Below are 25,126 nucleotides of genomic sequence, written 5' to 3'. Positions count from 1 at the left end.
TTTCTCACTGTATACACAAGTAAAAAATTCAATTATAAAATCTTAAAATTATGCGAAGTTTAAAAAACATATCTGTTGCGGTATTATGTTTATCTTTTTTATCAAGCTGTAATAATCCCAAGAAAGAGGAGGCGTCAGATCTTAATAATTATTTGGATGCTCTGGTGAAACCTGTCATGGAGAAAAATGAAATTCCAGGGTTGAGTATTGCCATAACGATAGACGGAAAACATACTTTTTTCAATTATGGACTGGCTTCAAAAGCAGACCAGATAGAAGTTACCAATAAAACGTTATTTGAGCTGGGCTCTGTAAGCAAAACATTCACGGCTACTTTAGCCAGTTTATCACATGTGAACGGAACACTTAACCTATCTGACCCAGTGAGCAAATATATGCCCGAAATTAAAAACACCGCTTTTGACCAAATAAAGCTATATAATCTTGGAACACATACCGCAGGTGGATTTACGCTCCAGTTACCTGAGGAGGTGACCAATAATGAACAACTCATCAATTATTATAATACATGGAAGCCTGATTATCCGGCAGGTACTCAAAGGATGTACACGAATCCAAGCATCGGTCTGTTAGGGATTATCGCCGGAAAATCATTTAAACAGCCTTTTTCCAAAGCTATGACTGAAAATGTTTTTGCTAAAATGGGATTAAATAATACATTTTACACAGTACCAGCTGAAAATATGAGTCAATATGCGTTCGGTTACAATAAAAATAATGAACCTATACGTTTAAACCCTGAAGTTTTGGCTGATGAAGCTTATGGAGTGAAATCATGCACACAGGATATGATTACTTTTGTGGATGCTAATATGGGAATTGGAAGCATTGACAGTAAATTATCTGCCGCAATAATGAATACCCATACCGGCTATTTTAACACCTCAGAAATGACACAGGATCTTATTTGGGAACAATATAATTACCCTGTAACACTGGAAAAGCTTCAAAAAGGAAATTCAGCGGATATGGCCTTTAAACCTAATCCTGTAAAGGAAATCCTTCCTCATCAAAAACCGAAACTCGATGTACTGATCAATAAAACAGGAGCTACCAATGGTTTTGGAGCGTATGTAATGTATGTTCCTTCGAAAAAAATTGGTATCGTAATTCTTGCCAATAAAAATTATCCTAATGCTGAAAGGATTGACATTGCTTATAAACTCTTATCCTATATAGAAAAGTCTGAAAAATTATAATCAATCACAATAAAATGTCTCAGAAATACCTGAGGCATTTTTATTTTAATTATAATTCTGAAACCCAGGTTCCTAAGTCCATATCAGTTGGTAATTCTAGTTTCTTCTTAAGTCTGTATTTTTTGGTTTCAACAGCCCTTACTGTTACATTTCCACATTGTCCGATTTCCTTATTGGTAAGATTAAGCCTTACATAAGCGATAAATTTTATATCATGACTGGTAAGTTCGGGATATTGTGAAGTTAGCTTTTCATAAAATTCCGGATATACTTCTTTAAACTTACTTATGAAAAATGGGTTATTGGATGTGGCCATTTTAGCCAAATCATTAATAGAGGTATCTATTTTCTTTTTCAGTTGATCTGTTTCTACTATTTTTTCATTAATTATTTTCTTCTGTTCTTCAAGTAACTTATCTCTTCCTTTATTACGTCTCCGGATCATAACTACTGCAACAAGAGATACTACTGCAATACCAGCAATAGCAGCAATAATTAGATAGAGATTATTTCGCTCTTTTTCCTGTTCAACAGCAAGATTGTTCACAACAGAAGCAACCGCTTTTCTTTCTCCAGACTGAATGCTGTCGTTGAGTTCAGTATATTTTGCCAGATATTCATTCGCTTTTGGAAGATCATGTAAAGCCAGATAAGTTTGATAGATCTTTTTATAAGTATCTATAATATCTGCACCACGATTTATTTTCAGATAGATGGGTAAAGATTCCTGATAATATTCAAGCGCCTTTGGATAATCTTTTTTCAGAGTATAAAGGTTTCCACGTCTTGTTGCAATAGCTCCGTAGGCGTGAAGAGAACTGTTATTTTCTACAGCCAGTACAGATGCCTTATTCAGGTAATATTCTACGGAATCAAGATGTTGTTTTTTAGATAAAAACTGCTCTGCAATTCTTACATAAATTTTAGGCTCATTGGGAAAATCTTTTAGTCCTTTTTTCCGCATTGCGTTAATAGAATCCGGGAGTTTTAAATCCTCAAAATTGGACCACTTCCAGATATACACAAAAAATAAAGAATTTCTGTTCTCTTTTGTATCAGGGGCATGCTTAAGATATTCTATCGATTTATTGAGTTGAATATTAGCCTGATTATAAAGCCCTAAAAAAGCATAATTTCTTGCAATTTCATTACACAATCTGGCATTCAGTCCATTATTATTGATTAATTTAAGTTGCTTTTTAGCTTCATCCAGATAATGCAGGCTTTTCTGGTGCTCATCAAAGGTAGAAAGGGCATTAGCAATATTAATATTAGCCAAAGCCTCTCCCTCGGGGTTATCATGTTCTTTATAATACTGAAGTGCAGCTATATTGTATTGGAAAACCTTTTCATATTCTCCTTTATTCTTATAGACACTCGTTATACTATCCAGCTTTGCCGGAATATAGTTTTGAGAATAAGACTGTACAGAAAAATAAAGAAAGAAAATAAATAGTGCCTTTTTCATAAAAACCGATCGTACTGCAAGTTAATAATTTTTTATTTTTTTCACTTTTAAAAAAAAGTTAAAAGTATTTACAATGTATTTGCAAATCAACAGCAGTGCTATGGGTATAAAAAAATTGCAATACGTTTTTATTCATTTCGTATTGCAATTTTAATAAGTTGATAAAGATTTATTTATACGTTTTTATCGTCTTCCAATAATTCTCTTGCCTGATATTCCTGTACCAGATCAATAGCATTGGAGATAACATCACTCAAAGCTGTGATAAATGTTCCTTCTTCTGCCATTCCCATAGCGTGTTTCAAGGCTTCTATTTCTTTAGGAATAATCTCGTAGCTTACATCTTTTCCTGCAGACTGCATTCCTTCGATAATCAATCCATTGATCTCCTCCTCAGTTCTTCCTCGAAGATGTTTTTCGTTTCGGATAATGATATGATCAAACATTCTTCCTGCAATCTTTCCACATTCTCTGATATCACCATCTCTTCGGTCTCCAACACCAGAAATAATACCAATTTTCTTCGTGGACTCTACATTTTTAAGATAATCTTCAATCGCTTCATAGCCTGAAGGATTATGAGCAAAATCGATCAGAACTTTAAAGTTTTTGAATTTAAAAACATTCAGTCTTCCCGGCGTAAGCTGAGCACTTGGAATAAAGGTTCTCAAAGAATTGGAAATATCTTCAATCCCGAATCCGTAAAGGTAACTCGCCAAACTTGCCGCCAATACGTTTTCAATCATAAATCTGGCCTTTCCTTCCATTGTGATCGGGAAATCTTTGGCTTTTCCTATTCTGATTTTCCAATCTCCTTTTTTAATCGTCACAAAACCTTCTTCATAAACGCATGTGATTTTTCCTTCTTTCGCAAACTTTACGATATGAGGGTTATTTTCATCCATACTGAAGATCGCTACATTAGAATCGAGATCATTGACAATCCTCATAGAATATTCGCTGTCTGCATTCAACACACTCCAACCGCTTTTCTTTACACTATCCAGAACTACCCTTTTTACTTTGGTAAGATCTTTTAAGTTGTGAATATCATTCATTCCCAAATGATCCTCCTCAATATTGGTCAAAACTCCGATATCACATTGTGAAAAGCCAAGTCCGGAACGTAAAATTCCTCCTCTGGCTGTTTCCAGAACTGCAAATTCCACTGTAGGATCTTTCAGGATAAACTCTGCTGAAAGCGGTCCTGTAGTATCTCCTTTAGACAACATTGTATTTTGAATATAAATTCCGTCCGAAGTGGTGAATCCAACTCTATAGCCGTTACTTTTTACAATATGTGAGATAAGTCTCGTCGTGGTTGTTTTTCCATTGGTTCCCGTTACCGCAATAATCGGAATTGTAAAAGGCTTACCCTGCGGATAAAGCATGTCCACTACTGGAGCAGCAACGTTTCTTGGTAACCCTTCACTTGGAGCAAGGTGCATTCTGAATCCTGGTGCTGCATTGACTTCAATAATAGCTCCGCCGCTTTCTTTTAAAGGTTGAGTAAGATTCTCCGCCATCACGTCAATACCACAGACATCCAATCCAATGATTTTGGAAATCCTTTCGGCCATTGTGATATTTTCCGGATGTACCATATCTGTTACATCAATAGACGTTCCTCCGGTTGAAAGATTAGCCGTTGACTTCAGATAAACAATTTCTCCTTTTTGAGGAACTGTTTCCAGGGTATACTGAAGTTTATCAAGAAGTTCCAGAGTATCTTTATCTACCTCAATTTCGGTAAGGACATTTTCATGACCATAACCTCTTCTTGGATCTTTGTTTTCCTTTTCAATAAGCTGCTGAAGGTTCAGTTCGCCATCACCTACAACATGGGCAGGAACTCTTCTTGCTGCTGCCACCATTTTATTATTGATAACCAGTATACGGAAATCATACCCTGTAATATATTTCTCAACAATTACTTTTCTTGAATACTTTTGAGCGTGTTCCAGACCTATTTTAGCAGCCTCCCATTCATTTACATTAATGGAAGAGCCTTTTCCGTGATTTCCATCCAGAGGTTTTAGAACAATAGGATAGCCTATTTTTCTGATCACCGCATTTAATCCTTCTTCATCTATAACCAGATCTCCTATCGGTACAGGAATAGCTGCATCGTGAAGCATTCTTTTGGTCAATTCTTTATTACAGGCAATATCTACAGCAATAGAACTTGTTTTTCCTGTAATAGTAGCCTGAAACCTTTGTTGATTCACTCCATACCCCAGCTGTACCAGAGAATTTGTCCCCAATCTGATCCAAGGGATTCTTCTGGAAGCTGCTTCTTCTACAATACTTCCGGTTGACGGTCCCAAACGTACACGTTCTCTGATTTCCTTTAAGCGGTGAATACATGCATTCAGATCATAATCTTTCGCTTCTATCAGAGCTTCTGCAATTTTTACAGATTCTTCTGCTGCATAGATCCCTGCATTTTTTTCGATATAATTAAATACCACATTATACACTCCTGGAGTCTTTGTTTCGCGGGTTCTTCCGAACCCCACATCCATTCCTGCCAAGGTTTGTATTTCCAAGGCAATATGCTCAATGACGTGTCCCATCCAGGTTCCTGTTTCCACTCTATGGAAAAAGCCTCCTTCTACTCCTTCTGAGCATCGGTGGGTAATTAATGAAGGAATTAATTTTTCAATCCTCTCGCGGAAACCTTCTATTTTATTGGTAGGATAATCCTCCAATTCTTCTAAGTCTAACCTCATCTGTATCAGCTTCTTTCTTCTGATGCTCCAGATGTTAGGACCTCTAAGTGCCTGAATCTTTTCGATTTTCATAGTCTATTGGCATTTTAACATTTAATAATAACTCCTTTCATAGCCAAAGATAATGCAAAACCCTAAATGAAACCATACCACAATTAAAGATTTATTAAAAAAATATTAATTTTAATTAACATTCCTAAAACATTAAAAATCAACTAAAGATGGCACGAAATTCGCCAAAGAATGTTAATTATTTTTTAATTTTGTACCATGACGAAACCTGTTGGAAAATTAATAGTTATTGGAGGAGCTGTAAACAAAGGAAGTTTTGCTGAAACCGATTATGATCAAAATATCGAAAAGAATCTTAATTTTTTTGAGCGTGGGATCTTACGAAAGATCATTAATGAATCAAAACTTAAGGAAAATTCTGTCATTGAAATTGTAACAACCGCCTCTCAAATCCCCCAGATTGTAGGCTCTGAATATAAAAAAGCATTTGAATTTCTTGGTGCTAAAAATGTAAATGTTCTGGACATCCACAACCGTGAAGAAGCTAATTCTGATGCGATGGTAGCAAGAGCAAATGCTGCTGATGTCATGATGTTCACTGGAGGGGATCAACTGAGACTGACCTCTATTCTTGGGGGTACAAGATTCCACGATACGATTTTATTAAAATATCAGGAACAGGATTTTATTTATTCCGGTACCTCCGCAGGTGCTGCTGCCGCTTCTGAAAATATGATCTACCAGGGAAGCAGTTCTGAAGCTCTTTTAAAAGGAGAAATCAAAACCACTCAGGGATTAGGTTTAATTGATAATGTTATTATTGATACCCACTTCGTACAACGGGGAAGAATCGGGCGTCTTTTCCAGGCGGTAGTGAACAATCCGAGAACCCTGGGAATCGGACTGGGAGAAGATACAGGACTTTTCATTCATAATGATGTGATGACAGCTGTAGGTTCAGGTCTTGTTATATTAGTAGACGGAAGATTTATTAAAGATACCAATCTTACGAATATTAATCTTGGAGAGCCTATTTCTATTGATAATTTAACGGTACACGTAATGTCTATGAATGATCATTATGATCTTACAACGAAGGTATTAACTATTGAGAATTCTCAGTTTAATCCGATACCGCAGGATAAGTAGTGAAGGGTGCGGGATTTCGAGATTCGGGGGTCTTATAGATAACATCGAGATTTGTTTTCCAAAAAATATAGCAAACTCGAAATCCCGGAACACAAAACTCACATTAATACAGAATATTAATAAAATTCTTATCTTTTCTTCCTATTAATAACCCGGATTATTATTGACTATGATAAATACATAACTCGGGAACAAGAAACCCATATCTACTATGAAAATCATTATCCACGGCGGTTTTTTCTCAGAAAGCGACCAAAGCCATGAAGTAAAAACAGCTAAACAGGACTCTTTAAAAGAAATTGCCCAAAAAGCTTTTGATTATCTTAAAACACATTCCGCTTTTGATACCGTTGCATATGCCGTTTCATTACTGGAAAACGATCCATTATACAATGCAGGAATCGGGTCTCAGATTCAAAGTGACGGCATTATTCGCATGAGCGCTGCAATTATGAACGGAGACACTCAGAAGCTAAGCGGTGTGATCAATATTCAAGATGTAAAGAATCCTATTTTTGTTGCCAAAGATCTGATCAATGAGGATGATAGAGTTTTAGGAGGAAATGGTGCAAAAATCTATGCTGCAGAGCATGGTTTTGAAAATTTTTCTACGGAAATTCCTCAGAGAAGAAAAGAATATGAGACTAAACTTGCTAACGGAGGCAAGGGAACAGTAGGCTGTGTTGCTATAGATCATGAAGGAAAACTGGCTGTTGCAACTTCTACGGGAGGAAAAGGTTTTGAAATTCCCGGAAGAATTTCAGATTCTGCCACGGTGGCCGGAAATTATGCCAATGCATTCTGTGCAGTAAGCTGTACCGGTGTGGGAGAAGATATTGTGAGCAATGCTACTGCCACAAAAATTGTAACAAGAGTTACAGACGGAATGAGCCTTCAGCAGGCTTTCAGCAAAACATTTGATGAACTTAAAACCATTGATGGGTTCGCAGGTGCCATTGCTATTGACAAAGAAGGGAATGTTTATCATCAGGATTCCTATCCTACTATGGTTTTCGCCAGTTTTGACGGTAAAAATTTCCAAGTCTTTTCTTAAATTTAACATTTTTTTATAAGTCCATTTATTTTTTTGGCACGTATTTTACATTATTCATAACAACAAATTTTAATATTAATACATAAAAAAATAGAAATCATGGGAAACAAAGCAAAAGGACTATTAGCTTTATTAGGTTTAGGTGCATTAGCTTATTGGAAATATAAGAACTCAAGCCCTGAAGATCAACAAGCAGTAAAAGATAAAATCAATACAGCAAAAGACAATCTTAACAAATGGGGAAATGACCTTAAAAGTAAAGCCAATGATGTTGCTTCCCAGGTTCAGACTAAAGTGGACGAAGCAAAAACAAAGGCTGAAGATTCTCTAAGCTAATTAACAAGAGCAGTTTTTTTAACATTCATATATAGGAAAAAGTCATCGTAATAGCACTACGATGACTTTTTGTTTTAATTTAAATCATTCAGATATTGATCAATTCATTTACTTTTTCTGTGCTGCTAATGCATATACAAGAGGTACCTTATTTCCAAACTGTGGAATTCTCCATTTTCCTGTTTCAAATTCTTCTACATGTCTGAAGCAAGGATAGGGTGACCAGTCAAATTCCCGGAAAGTATTCAGTTGTAAATCTTTTTTAATCAAATTATCAAGAACTTCTGATACAGAGTGATTCCACATTACATATTCCTGTACAATAGGCGCAGACTGATCTGCATATGTTCCTTCGTACGTTTCTACAATTGGTTTTTCGTTGAAATAGTTGTAAGCCACTTTTGTAAAGTCATCATCAAACATCCAAACAACAGGGTGAAATTCTACCATAATGAATTGTCCTCCCGGTTTTAAGAAATGATCAATAACCCCAGCCCATTTTTCAAGATCAGGAAGCCATCCAATAGTACCATAACTTGTATAAACGATATCAAATTTCTGATCCAGAACATTCGGTAGATCATATACATCTGAACAGATGAATTCTGTATCCGTACCACATTTCTGTGCAAGTTCTCTGGCTGTATCAATAGCTTTGTCGGAAAGATCTATTCCGGTAACTTGAGCACCCATTCTTGACAGAGAAATAGAATCCTGCCCGAAATGACATTGCAGATGCAGAATGGTTTTCCCTTTTATGTCTCCAAGAAGTTCCAGCTCTATGGAGTTCAGAGATGTCCTTCCTTTTAAAAATTCATCTACAAAGTAGAAATCTGATTTCAGATGGGGTTCTACTTTGGCATTCCACGATTTTTGATTAATTTCTAAATAATTTTCCATGGTGTAAGTTTTAAATTATGCTAGTTACCCTGAATGATATAGTTTTTTGTTATTAATTTCCTTTCCGGCTGGCTGAAATCCGCTGGTTGAAACCAAACCTCAATTTTGCTCCCGTAATAATCTCCCCAATCCCCTTCTTTCACTGTAAAGTCTTTATCATCACTTGAAAACTCTCTCAGCTCGTCGCCAGGATTAAAGACTTCTCTCATCGATTGTTTTTTGATTTCTTTTTCAGAAAGAATTCTGTTGCTATTAAAATCATAGACTTTTAAGTAGACTTTACCTTTTTCTATCTTATTCAGGAAAACATCATATTTATAAGAACCTGGCTGCAAATAATCGTAAATAAGGATATCTGGTTGGGTAACCTCAACCAATTCTTTATTATCTGAGAACAGCTTTAAAGGCATTGAGAATGCTGCATTCTTTGGATTCTTGATATCATTATTATAAGGTTTATAAGGGCTTTTAGGCGGGCAAAAAGCAAAGAAACCTCCAATAATAAAAAACATGCAAAAACTTAAAATACACTGATAGATTCCATTTTTAAATTCATCTTTTTTGAACATTCTGGAAATTCCTAGAATAAAACTTACAACAATCACCAAAAAAGGGATAGCAGAGAAAAAATTCCATACAAAACTGCTAATTGGTAAAATAAGGATCAGTAACCAACAGATAATTCCAATAAACAATGCAATAAAAGAGGTAAAATACCATCTCCAGTTTATCGCTCTAAAAATCACTTCTTTTATCATAACTTCTCCATTAATTTTTTCTTTTGCCCAAGGAATTCTTCTTCACTTAAAACTCCAGCTTCTTTTAATCTTCCCAACTGCTCCAGCTGATCTAAAATACTTGGCTCAGATTTACTCTGAAAATGCTGTTCCGGAAGTGACATGAACTCTCTTACTTTTTCACAAAACAGTTCAGCATGATACTTTCCTACTCCATCAATCTCTACAACGTCATCTGTAACCTGAATATCTATGGAAGCCAATAAGAATTCTGTTTCATATTGTATGGAGCTTATTTTGCTGTAGGAGAAATCTTCTACTTTCAATCCGTACATGAACTCTTTATCTACAAAAATCAGTCTTCTTTCTGTGGCTACTAAAATAATATGGTGGTTGTTTAATTTGTTTCTGCCTTCTACCAGATAAACAATTCTTTCGTCTGGTGAAAGAATGTTCGGCAATTCGTGAATCTCTTTTCTGGCAAATATGGTAGGGCTTATATCCAGCTTTTTCAGTTCATCTCTTATTTCGTCAAGTCTTGATCTTTCACTCATAGTGTTATTTTATGGTTTAAAATTAGTTTTTATTTAAGATTAAAAATTTAATTCGATAAAAAACATCATTCTTCTGAAGGGATTACAATAGAAGTATGCAGGCAATACATTTTCCAACCTAAGGTTTCGTACAATAGTTTTCCCTCTTCTGTAGCCACTAAAAGATTATTTGTAACTCCTTTGGACAAGGCAATTTTTTCCAGTTCTTTCAATAAAAAAGTAGCGAGTCCTTTCCTTTGATGATTCTTTTCGGTGATAATCCTGTCATACACTGCTATATCATCTATAAGAGAAACACGGCCTATAGAAGCCTGCTCACCATTCTCTGCTACAATCCTCACTACAAAAGTAGTATTATACTCAGAAAATTCTAAATGATATCCTTTTGCAAGACTGATTTCCGGAAAATTCATAGGATAAAAACAGGTCATCATATATCCCTGTGGCTGCAGTTTCCATCGTTCAGGAATTTTATTGATGAATTCATCCGGAGAAGTGGATACTTTAAGGTAAATCCAGGGGTCATCAATTGAATGGGCAAGCTGGAACAAATCATCATTAAGTTCAGGAAATACAAAGCGTTCTTTTTGCTTTTCATCTCCTACCATCACATGAAATCCGGACTTATAAGGAACAGGAAAAGATACTTCTCTTGATAAGCACCATCCTTTAAGCCATTTTTCTACGATTTCTACTGATACTTTATCCTTCATGATTCGGTATTAAAAATTTTATTGCAATTGCTGCAGGAGTTTCTTTTTCTGTTCTGCAAATTCGGCATCCGTCAAGATTCCGTTTTCTCTTAGTTTCCCTAGCTTTTCCAGTTGATTAAAAATTTCTTCTGAGGAAACCGAAATATTTGTGTTTGCCGAACCTATTTTTTTTGGAGAATTCTTCTGAGAATTATTATATATTCCTTTTATCTTATCGTAAAACTTCTCTGCATCTTCTTTATCCATGAAACATTCAAACTCTACTACTCTTTCATCAAGGTGCAATTTAATAATTGGAGACTTTGAATGTGACACAAAGCTTACAGCCTTGATGGTTTCGTTCGGATAATCATTGATTTTTGCTTCTCCAAACATTGCTTTTGATACAGAAATTAATCTTGCAGGTGTTGCCACTAATATTCCTGCAGCCAAAGTATTGACAAACTGAGCATCTGTAATGGCGATGATTTGTTCTTCTTCCGATATCAGATAAGGAAGTTCTTTTATTTCTCCTTTGGTAAAGACGGAAAGATTGGCATTCAACATTTCCAACTCACTCTTTATTTTCTGATGTCTTCTCTTATAAACTTCTTTTGATATCTGGGGGGAGCCGGAATCTATTGTTACAGGAAGATTCTGTTCTGCATCCATCATTGCCTGAACGGCTTCATTTTTTTCTTCATTCAGCATTTTATTAATATCATTAATACTGAATTTATTAAGATTGTACAGCAATTCTTCGTTGATATCGCTTACTTTATTTAAACATTTATTGCATAAAACATTGCCGTCTGAGAGCTTATTCGCTCCCAAAAGTGTATCCATGGACGTTAGTTCTGTATTGCATAATGCACAATTATTGCTCATTTCTTTTCTTTTATAATTTATCTAGCAGCTTTTTCTTTTGTTCTGCAAACTCTTGATCTGTCAAAATTCCGCTTTCTCTCAACCTTCCTAATTTTTCCAACTGTTCAAAAATAGCAGCGGAATCAGCTTTATCAGTAGAATATACATTTTCCTCTACCAAATCAGGAATCGTTTGAGCAAATGCCTGGAATGGACTTGAATTTTGTGTGAATTCGTTTTCATTATAGGATCTGCTTCTATTTTGAACATTGGAAAATGCTTTTCCATCATTTTTATTATGTACCTTGAACTGTGCCGAACCTCTATAAGTATTGAGTTTCAATATAGAGTACAAAAGGTTTTCAATATGTTCAATGGAAGAGATGTCGTGAGTAAGGAATTCGTTTTTTACAACACCACCTAGAAATTTTTTATCAATAAATACAATTCTTCTCTGGGTTGAAAATATAATTCCTTCTCTGTTACTTTGGAGATCTATTCCTTCTGCGATGGCCAAAAGTCTTTCGTCTTTATCCAGTAAATTCGCCAACTCATTTACTTCTTCATTCGCCAAAACGCTCAGTCTTGCATTAAGTGCAACAATCTGATCTTTTATTTCATCCAGTCTGGTGGGTGCATCATATTCGTACTGACTTTTTCCTGAAAACTGAGTTCCTCCAGGATTCCGGCTGGCATCAATTTTACTTTTCAGCATCATTCCTGTAATTTCTGCAAAATAAAACTGATCAAGATTATTGATGAGGTCTCTATTAATATGAATGGCTTTAGTAAAACATCCTGCACATAAATAGCCACCGTCAGCCAATTTATTTTTACCTACGGACATATCTGTAGCCGTCAGCGGTGTACCGCACAATGCACATCTGGTATTCATCTGGTTTTTATGTTTAAAAGTTTTTATGAATACAAGGCAACATTTTACCCTGCTTTTATAACATCGACTCCAAATTACAAATTCTGAACCGATTGTAGAGATCAAAAATATTCAAATCTTAGCATCCATCAAACAAATCAACCACAAAAATTGCTTTTGTGGTTGATTTATTTTTTAATATGTGTATACTACTATCGCCCTAAAAACTCTTCTAAAGAAACAGTTTTCTTTTCTCCTGCTTCAATATCTTTAAAAGTAACCGTATTATTTTTAAGTTCTTCTTCACCCAGGAAAACTACATTTTTTATTCCTTTCTTTTCTGCGTAAGTAAACTGCTTATTAATTTTTGCATTTTCAGGATATAATTCTGCTGAAATTCCTTTTGCTCTCAGCTGCATAATCAGTTTCAAAGCTTCTGTTGTTTCTTCACCTCCAGAATTAGCAAACAGATATTCTATCTTAGAAGAAGCTTCTTCAGGGAAAAGATTCAATTCTTCCATAACAAGATAGATTCTGTCTAATCCGAATGAAATTCCTATTCCCGGAATATTTTTCACTCCAAAAACTTCCGTCAGGTTATCATATCTACCTCCTCCTCCAATGGATCCCATAGCAACCTCATCTGCCTTCACTTCGAAGATGGCTCCTGTATAATAATCCAGACCTCTTGCTAAAGTAATATTGAATACAAGATTTTGCATATCCACACCAAGGTTCAAAGATTGTGTAAGAACATATTCCAGTTCTTCTACTCCTTTCAGGCCAATTTCGTTTCCTGCAAATTTTTCTTTCAGCTGAAGAAGATTTTCCAGTGCATCGTCTGACTGAGTAAATAAGAAATCCAGCTTATCAATAGATTCCTGAGAAATTTCTCTTTCCAGCAATTCTTTTACAACTCCATCTTTTCCAATCTTATCCAGCTTATCCAATGCTACTGTGAAATCAATCAGTTTCTCTGTGATTCCTGCGTATTCTGCCAATCCGGAAAGAATCTTTCTGTTGTTCATATGAATCGTTACCGGAACTTTCAGATCTGCAAAAGACTTCAGATACAATTGAACCAGCTCCACTTCCTGTAGCAAACTCTCACTTCCTACCACATCTGCATCACACTGATAAAACTCTCTATATCTTCCCTTCTGGGGTCTGTCTGCTCTCCATACCGGTTGAATCTGGGAGCGTTTGAAAGGAAATGTTAATTTTCCATGATTCATGGCTACAAATCTTGCAAAAGGTACGGTAAGGTCATAGCGAAGAGCTTTCTCTGAAATTTGAGAAGTCAATTTCTGATGGTTTTTATGATCCCAGTCTTCCTGATTAACCTCTGAAGTATAATCACCTGAATTTAAAATCTTAAAGATCAGTCTGTCACCTTCTTCTCCGTATTTTCCTGTCAACGTAGAAAGATTTTCAAAACTTGGTGTTTCCAATGGCTGAAACCCGAATAATTCAAAATTATTCTGTAAAATATTGATAATATATTTTCTTCTGGAAACTTCCTGTGCCGTAAAATCTCTCGTCCCTTTTGCTAAACTTGGCTTCATTTGTTGTATATCATTTTGATAAATGCAAAAGTACGGAATTGAAAGGAATTTTACACAGTATAAAAAGATGAAGAAACAATCTTCTCCAGCTTTGTTGTTGGGTTATCAATTATTTCAAAAATCAAATACTTTCAAATCTCAAGGATCTCTTCACCATAATTTTCAATTTTATGCTTTCCAAATCCTTTGATCTCGAGCAATTCTTCTTTCTTAGCAGGTTTATATTTAGCTACAGAAATCAATTCTTTGTTACTTGTGATGAAATAAGAGAGAAGATTGTGTTCCAGAGCTTTTTCTGATCTACAAGAGTTTCAATGCACATTTTGATTCTTATTAAAATACAACTGTGGATCAATTTATTGTTTTCAAAATTTTATATTCTTTCTTATAACTTAAGATAAGAATATGCCTTTATTAAGATTTAAGTTAATAGATAAATATTTGTGGAAAAACTAAAAATCAGTAATAAAATATCGGATTTGGATAAACACATTTTAATCAACTGAAATACAAACAATTAATAAATCGTGTAATACCTATGTAATATCTAAGTAATACCAAAATACAATCAAATAACACCTAAGTAGTATCTTTTTTTCACCTAAGTATCATTATTATAGCTACTATTGCAGTTCAAAATTAAGATCGAAAAAACACATTAAAATGAAAAAAATCTTTTTTTTACCAATTCTATTGGTATCTGCATTAGTATTTTCCTAAGTAGGAATTAATACAATTTATTGCTGATCCTTTTATAACAATTTATTTTTCTTAAAGTTTGTTTTACAAACAATTACGACAACTCCATATAAAACTTAAAAAACACATTAAAATGAAAAAAATCTTTTTTTTACCAATTCTATTGGTATCTGCTTTAGCATTTTCCCAAGTGGGAATTAATACATCTGCTCCTGATTCTTCTTCCGCATTAGACATTAAGTCCACTAACAAAGGTCTTCTTATCCCCAGAGTAGCGCTCACCGGAAAAACAGATCTTACAACAATTCCAAATCCTGCTAATGCCTTATTAGTTTATAACACCTCCAATGCAGGAATTTCTCCCAATAATGTAACTGCTGATAATATTTATAAATTTAGTACAGCATCTGGGCAATGGCAAAAATTATTAGATGAAAACACTCCTATTCCTGGAGTTTCAACGGTGGCAAATATCATAGGGTTTAAAAGTTCCGGAAATGATACCACTTACTTAGGTGCTGATTTAGGTTCTAGTATAAGAACCATTAAATATGATGATATAAGACAAACTTCGAGTTATGCGAGCTATAATGCTTCTACTGGTGAATTAACAATATTAAAAAGTGGATTTTACACATTTAATATCAATTTTGTAGCAAAAGGTGCTATGACAGGTACTCCAAGAGTAGGTGTATCAAAGCCTTATACCGGTGCCTTTGTTTATGCGGGGAATTCCTCTTTTGCATTTCTATCACAACCTTACGTGACAGCAGATGCTTCTACTCCTTTTACCTTATTTTCATCAGGAACTCTTAATTTAACAGCGGGGCAAAAAATTATATTTTTAACAAGATTTATCGATCCTACTGTTAATACTCTGAATGTTGAAAGTATTAACTATGACAGAACAATGGTTAATTCTGTAGTTATTAACTACACTCAGCCATAATAATTATTACCAAAAAAATATTTTTAACTTTCTGCTGTTCCCAATAATCTTTAAACGATTAAAATATTTAAAAAACAAATTTTCATTTTTTTATAGAACAATAGACAGTTTATATTTTTGTCACTTGTAAATAAATACAGAATATTAAGAACATATATATTTATTTAATTTTTTTAATTCTAATTATACAGGGCACTCTTTGCCCTGTATAATTAGAGTATTTTTCAATATTCCCAAAAGATTATATACTTTCAAGAATCTCAAGGATCTCTTCACCATAATTTTCAATTTTATGCTTTCCGAATCCTTTGATCTCAAGAAGCTCTTCTTTCTTAGCAGGTTTATATTTAACTACAGAAATCAATTCCTTATTACTGGCTATGAAATAAGTGGGAAGATTGTGTTCCCGAGCTTTTTCTGATCTCCATAGCTTCAATGCATCCAGAATCTTTTCTTCATCTGTGTTCAAAAGATCATTTTCTGCCGAATATTTAGCTGCCTTTGGTTCTTTTACTGTATTTTTTGACAGTTTTAAATCTTCAAAATACAATATTACTGACCAATATTTTTCTTCACTCACAAAAGCTGTTTCTGCTTTTATAATCTCATTGTCTTCCAGAAAATCATCCAGCATTTTCTGGTCTTTGTAGAGAAATTCCTCAGGAAGCCTAATTTTAAAAATTTTTACTTTCATCATTTGTGTTTTTACCATTATTTTCCTCCTAACAACAGGATTTCATCAACTCGAATTTCCGTGATGTACCGCTTTACCCCATCCTTATCATCATAAGATCTGTACGTAAGCTTTCCTTCGATAGCAATTTCTTTTCCTTTGGGAACATATTTTTCAAAAATTTCTGCTGTTTTCCCGAAAGCAATAAGATTGTGCCATTGCGTTTCTTCTACTTTTTCTCCTTTGGCATTCGTATAATGATCGCTTGTAGCCAAAGATACGCTTGCTTTTACATTTCCATTATCGAAATTTACCATTTCAACTTCTTTACCTGTGTAACCAATTAATGTTACTTTGTTTCTTAGTGACATAACTTTTAGATTTTAAAGATTAATAATTCAGATAAGAGACGTTCACTGTTTTTCTCAAATCTCTGTTGCAAAGGTTGCGATGTTACCCAATCACAGTCGGTTATAAACTATTTAAAATCGTTTGTAATCGTTTGTTGTCGGATAATGAAATAAAGAGAATACAACAAAAAACACTATTTGTAAGAATTAAAAGCTGATAATTCTTATCTTAAAATTAAAGAACTAAACAAAAAAAAGCCTAATATCAAAATATTTTTCACTCTTAAAAACATTGAAAAATAGATCTATCACAAGGGATTTTTTTCTATTTAATTTAATTTTTTTTTGCAAATTTGTAAAAATGTCTGATATGCAAAAAGAAAAACTACGTACAGTAAGAAAAACGAAAGGATATACCCAGCAAGAATTGGCTGATGTAATCCCCACTGACGTCTCCAATTATAGCAGAAAAGAAAGTGGCGGGGTATCTATAACACAGACAGAATGGCAAAAGCTTGCTAAATTTCTAGAGGTTCCTGTGGAGGAAATTTATGAAGAGGAAGAAGCAAAATTCATCATCGAGAATCCGGTTTTTACTGACAATACAGGAGTCAATGTAGGTAATAATATTGCTACAACAAATATCAGTAACGAATTAAGCATAGAAATTATAAAAACAATGCAGGAATATATTGGTTTGTTAAAAGAAGAAATCAACAGGCTGAAAAAATAAGCTGAGATACTTCCACACCGAAGTATGTTACAATAAAATATAAAAGCGTTCCGCAATGGAGCGCTTTTTTAGGTTATAAACCATTAAAAAGGCACTCAATACAATTATTGAATACCTTTCACTTAATCATGTAATTTAAAATTGGAATTTATACTTTTTCACATTCTACAATACTTTGAACCTCTGTCCCGATATGAACAACTCTGTTAAACCTCAGTCCGGCTCTATCCAGAAGTTCTTTAAATTCATTTAATGTTCTTTCTCTTCCCGTAATGCAGGCCATCATTACAATATCAAACAACTTGGAAATATGAGGTTTATTTCTGCTTTCATCAGGAATTACAGCATCCATGATCAATAGCTTTGCTCCTTTTGACATTGCGTTATAGCAGTTTTTCAAAATGTGTACACACTCATCATCATTCCAGTCATGGATAATCCATTTCATGGTATACAGATCTGCTCCTTCAGGCACTTTTTCGAAGAAACTTCCTGTGGCTACTTTACAACGATCTTTTAAATTTTCCGGAATGAGCTGAAGTGTTTTTTCTGTAACATGGGCTTCATCAAAGATAATTCCGGAACTTTCCGGGGATGAATTCAGCATGGTGTACATCATAGCACCATTACCTCCGCCTACATCCACTATGGTTTTATAAGGAGTAAAATCATAGTTTGCAGCAATTCCTTGCAAAGACATTCCGGATAATCCCGTCATTCCCCTCCCGAAGTTGGCTCCTAATTCCGGATGTTTTTTGTAATATTCCCAAAGATTCATCCCATGTACGTGGTCAAATGGAACTTTGCCTTTCTGCACAGAATAAATAAGATCTGCAAAACCTGGAAAATGTTCTCCTACATTGGCTATGACAAAATCTTTTACGGTTCCGGGAACACTGGTTTGTAAGGCAGCTCCGAAATCATTTAAAGCAAATGTTCTATTCTCAAGTTCTTCAAAAATACCTTCACTACTCAAAGCTCTCATTATTCTGTATAATTCTTTTTCGTTGGAGTGTGTCTCTGCTGCCAATGCTGAAATTGTTTTGGGTCCGTATGCCAATTGATCAGCAATATTAAGTTCCGCAGCCGTTTTTACACAGCCTACAAGCCACATCCGGCTTAATACTTCAAACATTTTGAAAGTAAATTCCGGTTTCACGGGTTGTTTTTTCATAGTAATAGCTTTTGATGATGTTTAATAATAACAGAAGAATTATTATTATCAAATTTATAAAAAAACACAATTATGTGAAATAAAAATTAATTTTATTTACATGAAAGCAAGTGGGTTATGATCAAAAATTAAGATTTATAAGTGAAATATATTTTCGGAATATTGATAAATACTGCTTGTTTCAAAAGAAATAACAGTAAATAAAATACAGTCTGAAATACTCAAAAATTTTATATTATTGAACAAACTCTATCCTTTTTTATAAAATATCACAGGAATAAAATCCAGGTGTAAAGCTATCCATTTACAAACGGATAATTCCGTATCTTTGTGAAAATTCATCTATGAAAAGGAGCATCAATATATTTGAGTTTCCTCTCAATTTGGGGCTTACAAAGAAAGTACATGAGACAGAACCCGGGGTTCGAAAACTTCCGGATTGGCTCAGAAAATTTGATTTTCATAGCAGAATTGATCCTAAAAACGTTTTCAGGCTAGACGCTCCGGTATATTCTATGGATTTTGACAAGGAATCAAACGTCAGAAATGCCAACCAGATTATTGAATATGCTAAAAAACAGGCTGATTATATCCTTCACAATTACGAAAAAGGGGCATTCAATATTATTCTCGGAGGTGACTGCAGCATTCTCATAGGAAATGCAATTGCTCTGAAAAAATTGGGCAATTTCGGACTTTTTTATCTGGATGGCCATACAGATTTTATTCCACCAGAACTTTCTGAAACCGGTGGTACAGCAGGAATGGATCTCTCCATCATTACTGGAACAGGACATGAAAAATTAACTGATATTAATGGTTTAAAGCCTTACCTGTCTGAAGAAAATATTTTTTGCTGTGGAAATGCGGAAACAGGTGACAAAGAATATATTGCTCAAATCATCAATTCCGATATTCATTATTTTGACCTTTACCGCCTCAGAGAAAATGGTTTCAGAAAAACAGCTGATGACTTTCTGAGAATGGTGGATGATAAAAGTTTGGACGGATTTTTCATTCATTTTGATGTAGATATTCTGAAAGATGAGATTATGCCTGCCGTAGACAGCAGAATGGAAGACGGAATTGACTATGACGATCTCAGGGAAATGCTGGAACCTTTATTTGAGAATCCATTGTGTTTTGGAATAGAGATTACTATTTTAGATCCTGATTATGATGAAAACGGAACTTATACCCGTCCATTTGTAGACCAATTAATTCTAATTATAAAAAAAAAAGAAGAGTAAATGAAGAAGACAATCAAAAGAACATTCAGGGTTTCAAAATATGTAATTTATAAAGAAACACTTGTAGATTATAAGGAGCATTTCTGGTCATTTTTGGGAGCTTTTTTTGGAATCGGGATTATTGCATTTATCCAATCTCACTCACTCACAGAAACTGAGAATATTTTCCTGATTGGTTCTTTTGGGGCATCGAGTGTTCTTATTTATGGAGCAATACAGAGCCCTCTGGCACAACCCAGAAATCTTATCGGTGGACATGTTCTCTCGGCTTTGGTAGGGGTTACTGTTTATCAGTTTGTCCCCGATATTATCTGGCTTTCGGCTCCTTTGGCAGTGGCATTTTCAATTGTACTGATGCAGTATACAAAAACTTTGCATCCACCAGGCGGAGCTACAGCCCTGATTGCAGTAAGCTCTACAGGAAAAATTCCGGAATTGGGGTATTGGTACGTTCTCTCTCCTGTTCTTTCAGGATGCATTATTCTTCTGATTGTAGCTCTATTTTTTAATAATATTACTCCCAACAGGAGTTATCCTACTCACAGTATGTTTAAAAAACTGTTGAAGAAAAGACACACTCATCACTTAAAATAAAAATCATGAATTGCCTGGAATGTGGCGAAAAAATCATCGGAAGGACAGATAAAAAATTCTGCAACGATGCCTGCCGGAACGCCTTTAACAATAAGCAGAATAAGGATTCAAACAATCTGATGCGGAATGTAAACAATAAACTCCGCAAAAACTATCGCATCTTAATGGAAATAAATACTGATGGTAAAACAAAAGTCCCAAAATCCAGACTGGATGGCTTAGGTTTTGATTTCGATTATTTTACCAATCTGAAAGTTTATAAAAATGGTTCTGAATATAAATTTATTTATGATTACGGCTATAAACTTCTGGAAGATGATTATATACTGATTGTAAAAAATCAGGCATAACCCCACACACCACAAATCTATTATTATGAAAGAAGTTGTTCTGATTACCGGTGCCAGCGGTATGATTGCCAAAGAGCTGGCAAAAAAGATAGGCAATGAATACGAACTCAGGTTTCTGACCCGAAAAAAAGTACATAATCACGAATATGAATGGGATATTAAAAAAGGAAGTATTGATGAAACTGCCTTTGACAATATTTCCCACATCATTCATCTTGCAGGTGCCAATATTTCAGAAAAACGTTGGACACCCGAAAGAAAAAGAGAGCTTATTTCCAGCCGTGTAGATTCTGCCGAGTTATTACGAACAACTTTAAGAAAAAACAAAATTAAGCTGAAGTCTTTTATTTCAGCTTCAGGAATTAATTTTTATGGCACAGAAACTACAGAAAAGATTTATACTGAAACAGATCCGCCTGGTAATGATTTCTTGAGTGAAGTCGTAGTTTTATGGGAAAGAGCTGCTGACGATTTCAAAGAGCAGGACCTGGCAGAAAGAGTTGTCAAAATACGAACTGCCGTGGTTCTTTCTGAAAAAGACGGAGCTTTAAAGAAAATGATTCCTCCTATTCAATACTATATCGGGTCTTCTCTGGGAACTGGCAAACAGTATATGCCATGGGTTCACCTTGATGATATCTGTTCTATTTATGAATTTTCATTAAAAACCCCAACAATGGAAGGGGCTTATAATGCTGTATCACCACAACATGCCACCAATAAAGAACTGACAAAAAAGATTGCACAGGTCCTTCAAAAACCTTTATTCATGCCTAATGTTCCTGGATTTGTTCTGAAACTGATATTCGGAGAACTGGCGACTGCTATTCTGGAAGGCTCCAGAGCTTCTTCAAAAAAACTTCAGGATGCAGGTTTCCATTTTAAATTTCCGGATCTGGAAAAAGCATTAAATGATTTATTAAAGCATTAAATTCAAAAATATAATTGACATATATAATAATACAGAAAATATTCTAATGAAAAACCCTGACATAACCTTATTAAACACAGAAATCCTTTCAGACAACTGGTATACTTTAAACAAAGTCACTTATTCTGTTTTAAAAAAGAACGGAACTACAGAAACCCAAAGCAGGGAAGCCTACGACCGTGGCAACGGAGCTGTCATTCTTCTTTACAACAAAACGTCTAACACTGTTATTCTCACCAGACAATTCCGCTTACCTACTTATATCAATGGAAATCCTACAGGTATGCTTATTGAAGCCTGCGCCGGACTTTTGGATAATGACAATCCAGAAGACTGTATTAAAAGGGAAACAGAAGAAGAAACCGGATATAAAATTTCCAGCGTTCAAAAAGTATTTGAAGCTTATATGTCTCCTGGATCTGTAACGGAAATTCTTTATTTCTTCATTGCAGAATATTCCAGTGAGATGAAAATTAATGATGGAGGCGGATTAGAAGAAGAAGGAGAAAATATAGAAGTTCTGGAACTCCCTTTTGAAGAAAGTCTGAAAATGATTGATACAGGGGAAATCAAAGATGCAAAAACAATCATGCTGCTACAGCATTTGAGGATTAAAGGAATTATGTAAAAATAGAGCATAAATGATGATTGATAAATGATAAATCATCTATAAAAACTACATATTTAAATAAAACTACTAACTTAAAAACTTTAATTTAAACTATTAACAGATGATTGAACATGTGAAGCTTGCCATTAATCCCAAATTTCAGGATTGGGTTCTTTTTGAAAACGGCACTTATATTATTTTTGATGATATCAGTACTATCGAAGATGTAAAAGAGGAAGCAATAAAACTAATGAAAGAATTTGAGCCGGTTTCTGCGGGAGGTCCTGCCGGCGATTTCAGTGTAATTCATTTAAACCTTACTGACGGATGGCTGGTTTCCGGACATGGATATGGTATGTATACGTATGTACATCCTTCGGAATTGGACAATGAATCTCCAAATGATCTTGAAATAGGACTTTATGGTAGGTCTAAGAGAGATTCGGATGGTCAAAATCCTGAAATTATTCATATTAACAGCAGCGAAGCTTTATAAGAGTTGCAATAATTCATGAAGTATTTGGGAATAAAAATCATTAAAGCCACCGCTTTATTTTTAGTTCTTCTTTTCAGTATTCTGATGCTGAAAACGATTTCCCAGTATACTTCTTTTAATAAGCATATCGGGTTTCTGGCTTTTAAGCAGCAGGTTGTAAACAATCCGTATTGGATGGCTTTTTTTTACATTCATATCTTTTCCATAACGTTATGTCTTCTGGCCGGTCTTACCCAGTTTTCAAATCGTTTTTTAACGGAAAACAGGGGTCTTCATCAAATTATTGGCAAAATATATGTTTACAACATTCTTATTATTAATGTTCCGGCATGCTTTGTACTTGGGATTTTTTCAAATGGAGGACTTATCGGAATTATGGGATTTCTGGTACAGGATGTCTTCTGGGCTTATTTTACTTTTGCTGCTGTGCTTTCTATCAAAAAAGGAAATATTGCCAGGCATAGGATGTATATGATTCTAAGCTACGCGGTGACTACCACAGCAATTACTTTCAGAATCGTAAAGAATATGTTCTATAACGAAGAACGTCATGATTACGAACTTTTTTATGGCTTGAATGTCTGGGCTGCTCTTTTTATCAATCTTTTCATTGCTTATTTAATTCTCAAAAAAGATTCTTTTTTAACGGGAAAAATCAACAGTGGAAAAGAAGATTAAAAGACTGAGAAATGAAACCAGAAAAAATGATCCGATAAATATTAAAGTATTAAAAACAACTTCATATTTATTATTCCGTGTCCATTTACCGAAAAAACGCATTATCAGATAAGCAATTCCGCCAAAAAGGACAATGATAAAAAGAAAGAAAAGGTAATATATCATGGCTTCGTGTTAATTTATGTAAATCTATTATTTTAAATTTTAAAAAACAATCATCAACATTAAGAAAAGGGGATATCAATAGTCCTGTTTCCTAAACAAATTCTTGAATTTTATTCTAATATCATTGTTATTGAAATAAAATACACATAGAAGTTTGTCTAAAGCTATGTAAATTATCAACAACATCCTCTTTCAAAATTTTCATTCATATTCTTTGTATCCCCTACTACAAAAGGATTTTCAAGAAAATTAAACATAAAATTTAAAATCAAATAAAACCCGACAGTACAAAATTCATATAAAATCTGCAAAATCAATTGAGAAAATCTATTTAATCCTTTATATTTTGAATTTAAAGCCTTAATTTTGCACTGAAATTCAGAAAATTCGGATTCCTTCAACAATTTATGTACATGAAAAAAATGATGATCGGGCTTGCTTTGGCCCTATCCATTAGTATTTGGGGGCAAAAAACTCCTGCAAAAGCAAACAATCTGACCCCTTATAGTTATCAGACTTTTAATTGTGACAATAAAGGGTATTTTGATCCGGCTAAATATAAGAAAGAAGAAATAGACGGGGTAAACAAACTTTTGTATCAGTTCAATGGGGTTGTATTTGATACCCGACCTGTTTTTAAACTTTCCCAGCTTGAAGAAATCCGCCAAAACAGAGAAGCCTATTTACAGGAACTTGAAAAGCAGTATGAAGAAAAGAAAAAGGAATTGTACAGCCTTAAAATAATTGATCTTCCAAGATGGAAAAAGCTACAGGAAGAGACTATTGATTCTTTTGAAAATGAATACCAGCTGAATAAAGAAGAAATTATCGCTTATTCTGACCCTACCACGCTTAAAAACAGTAAATATTACAATACCTGCAGAGAACAGATTGATGCAGTATCGTCTCCCGACAGAGAAAAGATGTTTGCTGCATGGAAAAATTATACAGAGCTTAAAAGCAAGAACAATGCTGATCCGAAAGGTGTAATGGCAAGATTTGATGCTAAAATGAATGATCCGCAGAAAGAAGACTATGCTCTGATAGATTTGATTGGTCTTGGTTTTCACAACTGTGCCAACAGCAGTTTTAGACAGAAACGTGATGACGAAGGAACTTCTTACAAGGACTTTGATAAAATTTTCACTAAGTTGAAGAGAACTTGTGATGAACCTTAGTTCATTTAAAAATTAAAAGATTAAAGCAGTTGAAAATATATTAGCAGTACTCAGATTGGGTGCTGTTTTTTTATTGGCAAAGTTTTACAGAGAACGGTTAAGGAACGGTTAAAGGAGGGTTAATGACCAGTTATTT

At 34.4% G+C, this 25,126-nt stretch carries 26 protein-coding genes and 1 pseudogene; 14 read left to right on the top strand and 13 right to left on the bottom strand.

The window, feature by feature from the left end; all coding sequences use genetic code 11:
* The first annotated feature begins 50 nt into the window (after window positions 1-50).
* Window positions 51-1,220, top strand: coding sequence for a class C beta-lactamase (ampC, locus tag CQ046_RS05885; RefSeq protein ID WP_105701360.1), 1,170 nt, complete (start codon window positions 51-53; stop codon window positions 1,218-1,220).
* A gap of 49 nt (window positions 1,221-1,269) precedes the next feature.
* On the opposite strand, the gene CQ046_RS05880 is transcribed toward ampC, so the two are convergent.
* Window positions 1,270-2,688 carry a tetratricopeptide repeat protein gene (locus CQ046_RS05880; protein WP_105701359.1) on the bottom strand — a complete coding sequence of 473 codons (1,419 nt, stop codon included), beginning with the start codon at window positions 2,686-2,688 and terminating at the stop codon, window positions 1,270-1,272.
* A gap of 173 nt (window positions 2,689-2,861) precedes the next feature.
* On the bottom strand, window positions 2,862-5,492 hold the full coding sequence (gene cphA, locus CQ046_RS05875; RefSeq protein ID WP_105701358.1) for a cyanophycin synthetase: 2,631 nt from the start codon (window positions 5,490-5,492) through the stop codon (window positions 2,862-2,864).
* Between the two features lie 198 nt (window positions 5,493-5,690).
* On the opposite strand from cphA, the gene CQ046_RS05870 reads away from it, so the two are divergent.
* From CQ046_RS05870 to CQ046_RS05860, 3 genes are all read left to right on the top strand, one after another.
* Window positions 5,691-6,581: a cyanophycinase gene (locus CQ046_RS05870; RefSeq protein ID WP_105701357.1), complete on the top strand. Its 891-nt coding sequence runs from the start codon at window positions 5,691-5,693 to the stop codon at window positions 6,579-6,581.
* Between the two features lie 211 nt (window positions 6,582-6,792).
* Complete coding sequence (locus CQ046_RS05865) at window positions 6,793-7,635, top strand: isoaspartyl peptidase/L-asparaginase (RefSeq protein WP_105701356.1); 843 nt, start codon at window positions 6,793-6,795, stop codon at window positions 7,633-7,635.
* A gap of 99 nt (window positions 7,636-7,734) precedes the next feature.
* Entirely contained in the window at window positions 7,735-7,971 is a 237-nt protein-coding gene (locus CQ046_RS05860; protein ID WP_105701355.1) for a YtxH domain-containing protein, read from the top strand.
* 108 nt (window positions 7,972-8,079) lie between these two features.
* On the opposite strand, the gene CQ046_RS05855 is transcribed toward CQ046_RS05860, so the two are convergent.
* The 8 genes and pseudogenes from CQ046_RS05855 to CQ046_RS05820 form a co-directional block, all read right to left on the bottom strand.
* Complete coding sequence (locus tag CQ046_RS05855) at window positions 8,080-8,871, bottom strand: class I SAM-dependent methyltransferase (protein WP_105701354.1); 792 nt, start codon at window positions 8,869-8,871, stop codon at window positions 8,080-8,082.
* Between the two features lie 20 nt (window positions 8,872-8,891).
* Window positions 8,892-9,629 (bottom strand): hypothetical protein, encoded by a 738-nt coding sequence (locus CQ046_RS05850; RefSeq protein ID WP_105701353.1) that lies wholly within the window; start codon window positions 9,627-9,629, stop codon window positions 8,892-8,894.
* Window positions 9,626-10,162, bottom strand: coding sequence for a PH domain-containing protein (locus CQ046_RS05845; RefSeq protein WP_105701352.1), 537 nt, complete (start codon window positions 10,160-10,162; stop codon window positions 9,626-9,628). Before CQ046_RS05845 ends, CQ046_RS05850 begins: the two co-directional genes overlap by 4 nt.
* 65 nt (window positions 10,163-10,227) lie before the next feature.
* Window positions 10,228-10,875, bottom strand: a complete 648-nt coding sequence (locus CQ046_RS05840; protein WP_105701351.1) for a GNAT family N-acetyltransferase — start codon at window positions 10,873-10,875, stop codon at window positions 10,228-10,230.
* An 18-nt stretch (window positions 10,876-10,893) separates the two neighbouring features.
* Entirely contained in the window at window positions 10,894-11,742 is an 849-nt protein-coding gene (locus tag CQ046_RS05835) for a PH domain-containing protein (RefSeq protein WP_105701350.1), read from the bottom strand.
* A 10-nt stretch (window positions 11,743-11,752) separates the two neighbouring features.
* On the bottom strand, window positions 11,753-12,616 hold the full coding sequence (locus tag CQ046_RS05830) for an SHOCT domain-containing protein (RefSeq protein WP_105701349.1): 864 nt from the start codon (window positions 12,614-12,616) through the stop codon (window positions 11,753-11,755).
* Between the two features lie 191 nt (window positions 12,617-12,807).
* A complete protein-coding gene (hisS, locus tag CQ046_RS05825; RefSeq protein WP_105701348.1) occupies window positions 12,808-14,160 on the bottom strand; it encodes a histidine--tRNA ligase in 1,353 nt (450 codons plus the stop codon).
* Window positions 14,161-14,291: 131 nt separating this feature from the next.
* Window positions 14,292-14,450, bottom strand: a pseudogene (locus CQ046_RS05820) (HRDC domain-containing protein); the annotation flags it as partial.
* A 542-nt stretch (window positions 14,451-14,992) separates the two neighbouring features.
* On the opposite strand from CQ046_RS05820, the gene CQ046_RS05815 reads away from it, so the two are divergent.
* A complete protein-coding gene (locus CQ046_RS05815; protein WP_105701347.1) occupies window positions 14,993-15,808 on the top strand; it encodes a hypothetical protein in 816 nt (271 codons plus the stop codon).
* Between the two features lie 241 nt (window positions 15,809-16,049).
* Here the strand turns inward: CQ046_RS05815 and CQ046_RS05810 are convergent, their stop codons facing one another.
* Both CQ046_RS05810 and CQ046_RS05805 read right to left on the bottom strand, forming a co-directional pair.
* A complete protein-coding gene (locus CQ046_RS05810; protein WP_105701500.1) occupies window positions 16,050-16,502 on the bottom strand; it encodes an HRDC domain-containing protein in 453 nt (150 codons plus the stop codon).
* A gap of 17 nt (window positions 16,503-16,519) precedes the next feature.
* Window positions 16,520-16,852: a single-stranded DNA-binding protein gene (locus tag CQ046_RS05805; protein ID WP_076351611.1), complete on the bottom strand. Its 333-nt coding sequence runs from the start codon at window positions 16,850-16,852 to the stop codon at window positions 16,520-16,522.
* A 349-nt stretch (window positions 16,853-17,201) separates the two neighbouring features.
* Here CQ046_RS05805 and CQ046_RS05800 point away from each other — a divergent pair, with 349 nt between their 5' ends.
* Window positions 17,202-17,564, top strand: a complete 363-nt coding sequence (locus tag CQ046_RS05800) for a helix-turn-helix domain-containing protein (RefSeq protein WP_165790475.1) — start codon at window positions 17,202-17,204, stop codon at window positions 17,562-17,564.
* 148 nt (window positions 17,565-17,712) lie between these two features.
* Here CQ046_RS05800 and CQ046_RS05795 read toward each other — a convergent pair whose 3' ends face one another.
* Window positions 17,713-18,738: a methyltransferase gene (locus tag CQ046_RS05795; protein WP_105701346.1), complete on the bottom strand. Its 1,026-nt coding sequence runs from the start codon at window positions 18,736-18,738 to the stop codon at window positions 17,713-17,715.
* A 344-nt stretch (window positions 18,739-19,082) separates the two neighbouring features.
* On the opposite strand from CQ046_RS05795, the gene CQ046_RS05790 reads away from it, so the two are divergent.
* The 8 genes from CQ046_RS05790 (at window position 19,083) to CQ046_RS05750 (ending at window position 24,990) form a co-directional block, all read left to right on the top strand.
* Window positions 19,083-19,988 carry an arginase family protein gene (locus CQ046_RS05790; RefSeq protein ID WP_105701345.1) on the top strand — a complete coding sequence of 302 codons (906 nt, stop codon included), beginning with the start codon at window positions 19,083-19,085 and terminating at the stop codon, window positions 19,986-19,988.
* A complete protein-coding gene (locus tag CQ046_RS05785; protein WP_105701344.1) occupies window positions 19,989-20,582 on the top strand; it encodes an HPP family protein in 594 nt (197 codons plus the stop codon).
* 5 nt (window positions 20,583-20,587) lie between these two features.
* Window positions 20,588-20,932, top strand: coding sequence for a hypothetical protein (locus CQ046_RS05780; RefSeq protein ID WP_105701343.1), 345 nt, complete (start codon window positions 20,588-20,590; stop codon window positions 20,930-20,932).
* 25 nt (window positions 20,933-20,957) lie between these two features.
* Window positions 20,958-21,863, top strand: coding sequence for a TIGR01777 family oxidoreductase (locus CQ046_RS05775; protein ID WP_105701342.1), 906 nt, complete (start codon window positions 20,958-20,960; stop codon window positions 21,861-21,863).
* A 46-nt stretch (window positions 21,864-21,909) separates the two neighbouring features.
* Window positions 21,910-22,491 carry a GDP-mannose pyrophosphatase NudK gene (nudK, locus tag CQ046_RS05770; RefSeq protein WP_105701341.1) on the top strand — a complete coding sequence of 194 codons (582 nt, stop codon included), beginning with the start codon at window positions 21,910-21,912 and terminating at the stop codon, window positions 22,489-22,491.
* Window positions 22,492-22,594: 103 nt separating this feature from the next.
* A complete protein-coding gene (locus CQ046_RS05765; RefSeq protein WP_228406885.1) occupies window positions 22,595-22,969 on the top strand; it encodes a hypothetical protein in 375 nt (124 codons plus the stop codon).
* 15 nt (window positions 22,970-22,984) lie between these two features.
* Complete coding sequence (locus CQ046_RS05760; RefSeq protein ID WP_105701340.1) at window positions 22,985-23,647, top strand: DUF2306 domain-containing protein; 663 nt, start codon at window positions 22,985-22,987, stop codon at window positions 23,645-23,647.
* A gap of 578 nt (window positions 23,648-24,225) precedes the next feature.
* A complete protein-coding gene (locus tag CQ046_RS05750) occupies window positions 24,226-24,990 on the top strand; it encodes a hypothetical protein (RefSeq protein WP_105701338.1) in 765 nt (254 codons plus the stop codon).
* Window positions 24,991-25,126: the final 136 nt, after the last annotated feature.

The sequence above is a fragment of the Chryseobacterium sp. MYb7 genome (assembly GCF_002979455.1).
Taxonomy (GTDB): Bacteria; Bacteroidota; Bacteroidia; order Flavobacteriales; family Weeksellaceae; genus Chryseobacterium.
Note: the sequence above shows the minus strand (reverse complement) of the source record. Positions and strands in the feature narration are given on the sequence as shown.